The following is a 7,479-nucleotide window of genomic DNA, read 5'->3' on the forward strand; positions in this document are numbered from 1 at the left end:
GGGGCTTTTCTCGCAAAACAGGTGCAAGATGTTGAGAGAATCGTCGTTCAAAACCTCGCGTCTTCATCGGCCCGCGTCCTGTAGGGGCGAAGCATTCGGGCAATAACCTATCGGTGAAACCGGAGATTTTCTATCCGAATGCTTCGCCCGTACTTTTTCAGCAAGCCCTACTTAGGCAGTATTTTGTTAAGTAAAGAGCCGCTATGTACGTTTTAATTGGTGGGGCGGGAATGGTGGGGCTAGGTTTAGCCCAACAACTTTTAGACTTGGGACACACCGTCGCCATCGTTGATGCGGACCCATTAGCTTGTCGGTTTGCCCGGGAAAAAATCGGTGTCATGGCCTTTGAGGGGAGTGCTGTCAGTACTAAAGTTCTGCTAGAGGCGGGGATTCGACAAGCTAACGCGGTTGTTGCCGCCCTAAGGGACGATGCGATGAATCTAGCCCTAGTTACCTTGTCTAGAAGTTATGGCATTTCCCATATTGTGGTGAGAATGTGCGATCGCGAATTTCTCGAGGCCTATCGTCTTGCTAGAGCTAGTCACATCATCAGCACGATTGATTTAGCCGTTGTCACCATGGCTAATGCGATCGAATACCCCGAAGTAGAATCGATGATGCACTTTGAACAGGGGCAAGTGGAGGTGCTAAAACTGCCCGTCCCCAAGGATTGTTATGTAGCTGGGCGTACCGTTGCCCAAATCGCTCAAGATGCCAACTTTCCGACCGGTTCGTTGATTATTGGCTATCAGTGTCACCCTTGTGCCAGTTTAGAGATTCCCAACGGCAATACCGTCCTAGAAGCCGACTCAACTATTTTAGTAGTTACTCGTCCGGAATTCGTCAAACCGATGATCGATTACCTCGGCATTCAAACTAATCATCGTCCAACGATAGAAGTTTCTCATCCAAACCTTTAACGTAGGATTGTACCAAGTCTTCTGGTACAATGCGTTTGCGAAGTGCATCGCTCAAGGCTGCTTTCTCAGCCAGGAACAATCGTCGTCGAATGGCATCTAGTTGACTGTTGTTAGGCGACCTTTGCCCCGATCGAGACTGATTATAAGCATCCCGCAGCAGCCGTTCCGATACCGCCACTTTTGCCTGATAAGATGCCCACAGTTCTTCGTACACTGCTTTCGGTAAAACACCGGATTTCAGTAAATTGGCTAACTCATCTTGTGCCGCTTTCGACGCGATCAACTGCAGCTGTAACTGTCCAATATCCCGTGTTACTGCCGAAACCTGACTAATATTGAGCCTCTTAATTAACCAGGGTAAGGCTAATCCTTGGATAACCAGAGAAAATAACACAGAGCCAAAGACTAGCTCGATAATCAATTCCCGCCCTGTTAGAGCCAAAGGAATGGCAACCGCTAGGGCCATGGAGAGTGAACCCTTGATGTTGCCCAAAATCAGAATATGTTGCCAGCGTAAGGGGATTGGTCGATCGATCCAGCGAAGTACCGATAGTAACGAATATACTGACAGAATACGCCCCAATTGATAAGCCAAAATGACCAGCACAATCGATGGCAAGGTTTGCCAGATGGTCAAGGGGTTGATTTCAATGCCAATCAGCAGAAAAATAAAGGTATTGACGATAAAACCGGCATATTCCCAAAAACTGATCAGGGTAATGCGATCGGATGCAGAGGCGCTGCGAGGCAGCCCCAAGTTACCAAAGACAAGTCCGGCAATAACTACCGCCACCGCTCCCGATACACCCAAAAACTGCCCGAGTTGAAAAGCTCCCAAGGCAAGTGCAACCGTAAGCAGCAGGCTACTCAGCGGCTCCCGTAAGCGCACATAGATAGGCAGACACAGATAGCCTAGGACAGCACCCACTAATCCCCCACCCAGAGCAACGATCAACACTTCCTCGATAACTTGTGTGGTGCTGATGGTTCCAGTCGCGTAAATCACCAAGAGCAAATTAAAGGTGACGAGTGCGGCTGCATCATTGAATAGTGTTTCCCCTTCCACAATAGTCGAGAGCCTAGAGGGAACCCGAATTTCCTTAAAGACGGCAATTATTGAGACAGTATCTGTGTTTGCTAGAATCACTCCCACCAGTAAGGCGGGAATCCAATCTAGCCCCAAGCCAAATTTTACCAAAACCGCAATAATCGCCGCAGAAAAAACCGAGCCGGGACCTGCGAGCAGTGCGATCGGTTTAAAGGTACTGCGAAGACGGCTGATATCGGTATTACTGAACTTCCCCCGTATAAATATACTAGCTATGGCTCAAAGTCTTACAGAGCCTGAGTTAAAGCAATGTAATACTAATAAACTACTGGGTACAAACTCCTGAAATCTTTACGCAGACAGGGTTTGAGGCAAAATTTTTCAAATTTGACCCTTTGACCATTATAGCTTGTTTCCGGGCAGAAAACCATCAAAAACATGGCTACAGAGGGAATCGCTGACTCTAGAGATTAATGACACCATCTGTTACAATAAGGTTAGCGATCACTATACAGCCAACTCTACGGAATCGCTCTACTCTAGATACAGTCAACGGTACAGCCATTTTCAAAGGGAAAATGTACCCAGTAGCGTCTTTTCAATTTTTTCTGAGAAGCGACCTGCAGTAAGGGTTTTGTTAATTTTTTAGTATTTCTGTATGGGGGAAGTCCAGGTATTAATCGCCGCTTCAAAAATCAGAATCGGCAGAAAAAGGTTAAGCACTAAAAACGGATCTAACCCAATACGACGAGATAACAGATCGGTAATCGGTAATCCTGCTAAGACTAAACCTGCTACATAGGAAATGCGTAATCGCTGGGTTACTAGAGCTACGGCAGTGGCAATCAGTAGCAGCAGGATCAAGACAAGAACCAGTTCAGGAATGTCTCCCACCGTTTGGCTGTTCACAGCAGAATTGCTATCGAAGGATTTTTGTTGTGCTGCCCAGGCTACTAATAATTCTCCCCTCATAGGACGATTTTACCGAGAATTAAGAACTTGACTATTTTTATAATATAAGGGGGGTTATGGCAGTTACAGCCTTTCTCAGATAGATACGGTTAGTTATTGTTGCTAAGTAGGTAGGCACAATTATTTGTAGGATGGGTTAGCGGTAGCGTAACCCATGCGGGCGTTGGGTTTCATGCTTCAACCCAACCTACGTTCATTTTATATTTAATTCCACCCAGCTACTTAAAATACTTGATGAGTAAAGATTAATTTGTACTTCATCTCTAGGAGAAAGAATGAGAAATTTTCTATTTACCCGGTGATTGCTGTGGGGAGGGGAAAGTTAGAGGCAATCGGGGCAAAATGATAAGTATTTTATATGCAAATACCTTCAATACTTAAAAATATTTAAATTTACAATTGGTAATATTTATTTTTACTTAAGAATTTATTGAGAATAATTTCTATTTATTTACGAGATAGCAATACTTCCAGCGATTCTGGTATAATTTTGGATTATGCTATGGTGGCTTTTTCTGTGCTTTTTTAGACTTTTTAGGGTCTAGCTTGCCTTGAAACCATTGCTAAATCTAGACTTTCCCTTTTAGCCAAACCAAACACTTTCGCCAATTATCCCTTTTTTCCCTAACAACGTTGATCTAATTTTTGTGTAGTTTTGTTGCAAAGTCAAATTTTTTTTGACAAAATGGCAAAATTGTGGTAGGGACGAAATGACGAGATTTAGCATCATCTCTGGTTCCAGTGTTTCCTAAAATCAGAGACTTCCTGCCTCACCCTTAAGATAACTGCTAGAGTTGTTTTTTCTTGTATTTGAATTGATAAAAATAAATTTATTTGATGTTGTCTGTGGAGATTTTTTGGGTAATATAAACCGCTCTCTTGTTTATTACAACGCCAATGCAAAAACTTGTTCAGGAAAACCAAGAGCAATCACTAACAGGCTGGCATGACCTTCTAATTGTTAGTCTCACTGAGTCTAGTTGAGAAAACCACCATAACCAGCCCTGATTATTAACTAAAATTCTCTAAAGCTTCAAATTGACGTAAGGCAAGACTAGAACCTTGATTCCAGCCTAATTCAACATAATAGGGAAAAAGTTTCTTGATATTTATATCAGGAAAGAGACGACTATTTTCCCTTTCTTGATAACCGTCTTCTATTAACAAATATATTTTTAATTCTTCCCGACGATAAACCCACAATTCGGGGATTTTCAACAATTGATAGGCCTCTACATCAGTCAGGGAAGTAAAATCCACTTCTATAGCTAAATCGGGAGGAGGATCAACAGTTAAATCAATTCTTTCTTTGCCTAAAATTGCCTGTCTATTATCAATATAAAAACAAGTATCTGGTTCTAATCCCGCTTCCCCCGGAATTTTCAAGGTAATCGGATCAAAACATTGCCAGTCTTTACCTTGACGACGGAGGATAATTTTTACTAAATCCCTTAATGTATCAACACGATTGCCATGACTTGGTAGGGGAGACATAAGCCTAATTTCTTGAGTTTTGCGATTAAAATAGAGTTTGGGATAGGTTTTATGGAGACGTAAATTCAGCAATCTTTCGTAATCTTCCCAAGTCTGATGGGGAAAAATAACTTGACTGCCTGGAGATAAAGATAAAGTATTTTCGTTGAGAGTAATTAGTAACATTTTGGTAATTATCCTTAATTTTTTCCTGTGGGATTTAACTAATTTCGCTCTGGCAACCAATGCCTATTAAGCATTTGTTCGAGAGAATAGGGACAATTTAGAGGAAAACTGTGAGGAGACATTTCAGTTTTTTGCCCGACAATAAAAACGGCATCTTGATAGATTCTTTCTTGGTTATCTAGGAGATATTTTTCTAGATTGGTGCTTAAGTATCCATTTAGCTGAACTCTAAAAGTGGCTATTTCTCCTTGCCAATGCCGATGATTTAATTCAAATTCTTCTGACCAATATTGCCACAGCAAAAGATGAATAATTATCTGTCTTAAAAAACTCTCAACTCGATTTTTATCCCGTTTGCTCAAAGCCTCCAACTCCTCGATTAAATGTTGAATATCCAACTCAGCTAGACGATTGGCCTTGAGAAGTTTAATTGTTTCAGTCAACCAGAGATGTTCATCTTGTTCGTAGAGAAATTGTAACTGATTTAGCCAAGTATCTCTTTTCATATTTTTTCGGCTGAGGAGACTTCTAAAACTGCTTTCGGGTAGGCAATGCGTTGATGGTGGAATTGTTGCCAAACCTGTACAAAAACCTCGGCAATAATTGGTAATTCCTCCTGACGAATACCACTATCTACTAATTGTTGCTCGCGCCATCGGGCCTGAAAAATCTTTTTGATCATATCCATGGCTTGTTCTGGGGAGGCCTCCTTCAGCGATCGCAAAGCGGCCTCGCTACTATCGGCCAACATAACGATCGCCGTTTCTCGCGATTGGGGAATCGGACCATCGTAGCGAAAGGCCGCCTCATCGACGATTTCTTGACCATTTTGGGCGGATTTTTGCAAAGCTTGCTGATAAAAATAGGAAATTAAGAGATTGCCTTGGTGTTCGGGAATAAAATCGCGGACCACTCGCGGTAAACCGTGTCTGCGGGCCATGACTAACCCTTCGCTAACGTGCTTTTTAATAATCTCGGCGCTGACATAGGGATCATTAATTTCATCGTGTTTATTCGGGCCACCCATTTGATTTTCAATAAAACCGAGGGGATCGTGCATTTTCCCGATATCGTGATAAAGGGTTCCTGTGCGAATTAATTCCACATTACAGTGCAGTTTTCGGGCGGCCGCTTCAGCTAAACAGGCGACAAAAAGGGTATGTTGAAAAGTACCCGGCGCTTCCGTGGCCAAACGTTTGAGCAAACTACAATTAGGATTGGACAACTCCACCAGACGAATGGGAGTCACCACATCGAAACAGCGTTCCAAATAGGGGGATAATCCTAGGGCGATTACCGTCCAAGCTATTCCCGATAGACCATAGATGAGCGCCGTGGGTAGTAGAGTATAGATGATTGTGCTGGCCGTGGCGCTAACGATTAGGTAGGTGAGCAGATAAACACCCCCTTGACTGACTCCGATTCCCATCCCTAGGAGCGATAATTCATCCCGGGAGCGCAATTTTGCCGCTATGATCGCCGCTAATAGTCCCCCAATCGTCCCGGCGATTAAATCGGCACTGATGCCTTGGATGCTGAATAGGGAAAGACCGGCAGTTAAGAGGACTTGGGTGACGGCCAGAGTCGGGCCATAGAAACTGCTGACTAATAAACCCACGGCTGCCAGATTGGTAAAGGGAATATTAGCGATCGCTAGGATCGGTGTGGTAAAACTCAGTAAACCCAAGAGAAGAAAATCCCGGTGACGCAGAGGCCGATGGAGACGTTGAGCAACGAGGCAAAAAGTCCCGATCGCGCCGGTGACAAGGATTGCCGTTGATCCTAAACCCATCCAGTTAATGCCCCGTTCGCTTAAACCAAAGCCATCGATGAGAACAAACTGAGCTTGAGTAATTTTTTCGCCTGCTTTAACGATAATTTGACCGGTTTGAGCGTTAGACATGACCATATCTACCGCTTCCACTGCTTTGGTGGCTTGTTCTTTGGTGGCCTCTCGATCTTCTATCAGGTTCGTTTGTCCCTCTAGGGCCGCCAGAAGGATATTTTCGGCTAAAAGCTGCTGACGACGGGTTAGGCGATCGCTGCTAATCTGCACGGCGATGGTATCCTGTAGGTGACTGGTGGAAATCCCCGGGGGAATGCCTTGTACCAAAATCCGGCGCCCCGCTTGCAGGACGGCTTTTTCTAGGTTTTGCCACTCTCGATCGCCCATTTGGGCCACTGTGATCAGAGCGGCATATTTGAGTTTATTTAAGCTAGAATGCCGATAATTTTGGCTGGTTTGCTCCTGTATTTGCCGTAATTGCTCCAATCGATCGATAAATTGCTCAAAGTTTCCCTTCGTCACGCGCTGACGATAGGCCTGGATTTCCTGTAAAGCATATTCCTGTTCTTTTGTCAAGGGTTTTGCAAAAGATTCTTTATAGTTGAGTCCGCTTTCTAGAGTTGACCATTGAGCGGCAGAAAAGGTGAGCAGCGTTCCCAGTGTGGCGTTAGAAATAGTCCTGCTCAGTAAAATCGAATTTTTTGGCAAAATTGGGCTAATTTGACTTAATTGCCCTAAAGTGTCCCCTAGCGATCGCTCAATCTGGGCAGTGATTTGGGGGTCTCTTTTCAGTCGGGGAAGCAGTCCAGCCCGAATTTTTTGGCGTTTGAGGTCGGTGGTTTCTTGGTCTTGAAAACTGGCATCTTCGGGGGCGATAATTGTGACCGGAGAAATAGTCCCGACGGCCAATTTCGGCTGATTATAGAAACGATAACCGACCACGCTAGTCAGACAACCGACGGTAAACAGGAAGATTAAGGGTCGTCGCAGTTTACCCAGGGAGTAAGAGCGAGATTTTCGGGCAGAATCAGGAAAAACAGTGAAAGAATGCAGAAAATGATTCATAAATTCCAGCTAAATTCTATAAACTGCGC

5 protein-coding genes and 1 pseudogene are annotated in these 7,479 nt (G+C 44.0%); 1 reads left to right on the plus strand and 5 read right to left on the minus strand.

The features are described from left to right. Positions 1–203 precede the first annotated feature (203 nt). Complete coding sequence (locus O9324_RS21370) at positions 204–920, plus strand: potassium channel family protein (protein WP_288141244.1); 717 nt, start codon at positions 204–206, stop codon at positions 918–920. Here O9324_RS21370 and O9324_RS21375 read toward each other — a convergent pair. The 5 genes and pseudogenes from O9324_RS21375 to O9324_RS21395 all read right to left on the minus strand — a co-directional run. Further along, a pseudogene (locus O9324_RS21375) lies at positions 877–2,211 on the minus strand (cation:proton antiporter); the annotation flags it as partial. The gene O9324_RS21370 and the pseudogene O9324_RS21375 sit on opposite strands and share 44 nt — an antisense overlap. Before the next feature lie 402 nt (positions 2,212–2,613). Then, positions 2,614–2,940: a hypothetical protein gene (locus O9324_RS21380; protein WP_502846596.1), complete on the minus strand. Its 327-nt coding sequence runs from the start codon at positions 2,938–2,940 to the stop codon at positions 2,614–2,616. Between the two features lie 1,011 nt (positions 2,941–3,951). Beyond that, entirely contained in the window at positions 3,952–4,599 is a 648-nt protein-coding gene (locus O9324_RS21385) for a Uma2 family endonuclease (RefSeq protein ID WP_288141245.1), read from the minus strand. 38 nt (positions 4,600–4,637) lie between these two features. Next, positions 4,638–5,105 carry a DUF29 domain-containing protein gene (locus O9324_RS21390; RefSeq protein ID WP_288141246.1) on the minus strand — a complete coding sequence of 156 codons (468 nt, stop codon included), beginning with the start codon at positions 5,103–5,105 and terminating at the stop codon, positions 4,638–4,640. Further along, positions 5,102–7,450: an HD family phosphohydrolase gene (locus O9324_RS21395; RefSeq protein WP_288141247.1), complete on the minus strand. Its 2,349-nt coding sequence runs from the start codon at positions 7,448–7,450 to the stop codon at positions 5,102–5,104. Before O9324_RS21395 ends, O9324_RS21390 begins: the two co-directional genes overlap by 4 nt. Between the last annotated feature and the right edge of the window lie 29 nt (positions 7,451–7,479).

Origin of the sequence: Microcystis sp. LE19-84.1B, assembly GCF_027531875.1 — a bacterium.
GTDB classification, from domain to species: domain Bacteria; phylum Cyanobacteriota; class Cyanobacteriia; order Cyanobacteriales; family Microcystaceae; genus Microcystis; species Microcystis panniformis.

Coding starts and splice junctions, on each gene's coding strand:
- O9324_RS21380 (WP_502846596.1), bottom strand. CDS start 2,940: ATGAGGGGAGAATTATTAGTAGCCTGGGCAGCACAACAAAAATCCTTC.
- O9324_RS21370 (WP_288141244.1), top strand. CDS start 204: ATGTACGTTTTAATTGGTGGGGCGGGAATGGTGGGGCTAGGTTTAGCC.
- O9324_RS21390 (WP_288141246.1), bottom strand. CDS start 5,105: ATGAAAAGAGATACTTGGCTAAATCAGTTACAATTTCTCTACGAACAA.
- O9324_RS21385 (WP_288141245.1), bottom strand. CDS start 4,599: ATGTTACTAATTACTCTCAACGAAAATACTTTATCTTTATCTCCAGGC.
- O9324_RS21395 (WP_288141247.1), bottom strand. CDS start 7,450: ATGAATCATTTTCTGCATTCTTTCACTGTTTTTCCTGATTCTGCCCGA.